Below are 1,448 nucleotides of genomic sequence, written 5' to 3'. Positions count from 1 at the left end.
AAGGAACTTCCCAATCGTGTTGTCAAGCCGCTCCCGTGACGGGAGGTGAAGCATGAAAGCGCTCTCCGTCACGGATCATCGCCCACAGGACGTTGAGGCGTCTGCGTGCGAGAGCCAGCAGGGCCTGCTTGTGGCCCTTGCCCTCGCTCCGTTTCCGGTCGTAGAACGCCTTGGAGACGGGGCAGCACTGGAGACTCACCATTGCCGACAGGTACATGGTTCGCAGGAGACCGCGGTGGTAGCGCCGGGGGCGGCGCAGGTTGCCGCTGACACGGCCGGAGTCACGTGGTCTGGGGGCCAGGCCGGCGAAGCCGGCCAGGCGGTCGGCGCTGCCGAAGGCGTCCATGTCACCACCGGTCGCGGCGAGGAACTCGGCTCCGAGCTTGGCGCCCATGCCGGGCAGGCTGCGGATCACCTCGGCGTGCGGATGCTCGCGAAACTTGGCCTCGATCAGGGCGTCGAGCTCGGCGATCTCCTCATCGAGGGCTATCACCCCCTTCGCGAGGCGGACCACCATGGTGGCGGCCAGCTTTTCGCCGGGCAGCGCGGTCTGCTGGGCCTGGGCGGCTTCCACCGCCGTCTTCGCCAGTGCGGCGGCGCCGCGGACCTTGCGGTTCTTCAGCCACGTCTCGATCCGGCTCGCGCCTGCACGCCGGATCGCGGCCGGGGTCTGGTAGCCGGTCAGCAGCATCACTGGACCCCGGTTCGTCAGTTCCAGGGCGCGTTCCAGCGCCGGGAAGATCTCCAGGAGTTGGGCGCGGAGGCGGTTGATCTGCCGGGTGCGGTCGAAGACCGTGTCCAGGCGGCGGGTGGTCAGGGTGCGCAGGTCGACGGCGATCTCATCACCCGGCCGCAGCAGGCCCAGGTCGCGGCGGACGCGGGCCTGGTCGGCGATGACGAAGGCGTCCTTCGCGTCGGTCTTGCCCTCGCCGCCCTTGTAGGTGGCCGAGGCTCGGTGGACCGCCAGACCGGTGAGATAGGCGACCGGCTGACCGTGGCTGACCAGCAGGCCGATCAGCAGCGCGGCCCCACCGTGGTTGAGGTCCACAGCCCACAGCGCGTCGGCGGATATCTCCAGGACATCGCCAATCAGGGCGAGCAGTTCACTCTCGTCGTTCGCGACCCGGCGGGACAGCAGACGCCTGCCGTCAGCATTGATCACCACGCAGTGGTGGTGCGTCTTGCCGATGTCCACTCCGGCCCAGATCTCGGGCACGTTCCCCTCCGCCAGCTCGTCGTACAACGATCCCGCAGACGACCTCGCCGACGTTGTCCTACGCAGCGATCGAAAGTCGCATCTCCCAATTGGCGGTCGAGTCGTCGCGGGGCTCCGGGTGGCCAAGTTCCTTGAGCCATCAACTGGGTCGAAACCATGACAGCCATGCCCAGAGCCCCTGGGCCCTCCGATCTTACGAATGACCAGAGCAACCACGCTTGAAAGGTAGGAC

Annotated in this window: 1 protein-coding gene; it reads right to left on the bottom strand. The window is 67.7% G+C overall.

All coding sequences use genetic code 11. The annotated features are described in order from the left end of the window. Nucleotides 1-22: 22 nt before the first annotated feature. Complete coding sequence (locus ACH4K4_RS38670; RefSeq protein WP_398175071.1) at nucleotides 23-1,216, bottom strand: IS110 family transposase; 1,194 nt, start codon at nucleotides 1,214-1,216, stop codon at nucleotides 23-25. Nucleotides 1,217-1,448: the final 232 nt, after the last annotated feature.

It is taken from the genome of Streptomyces sp. NPDC017529, assembly GCF_044329785.1.
In the GTDB taxonomy this organism is placed as follows: Bacteria; Actinomycetota; Actinomycetes; order Streptomycetales; family Streptomycetaceae; genus Streptomyces.
The sequence above is the reverse complement of the archived record's forward strand: the minus strand, read 5'-3'. Positions and strand labels throughout refer to the sequence as shown.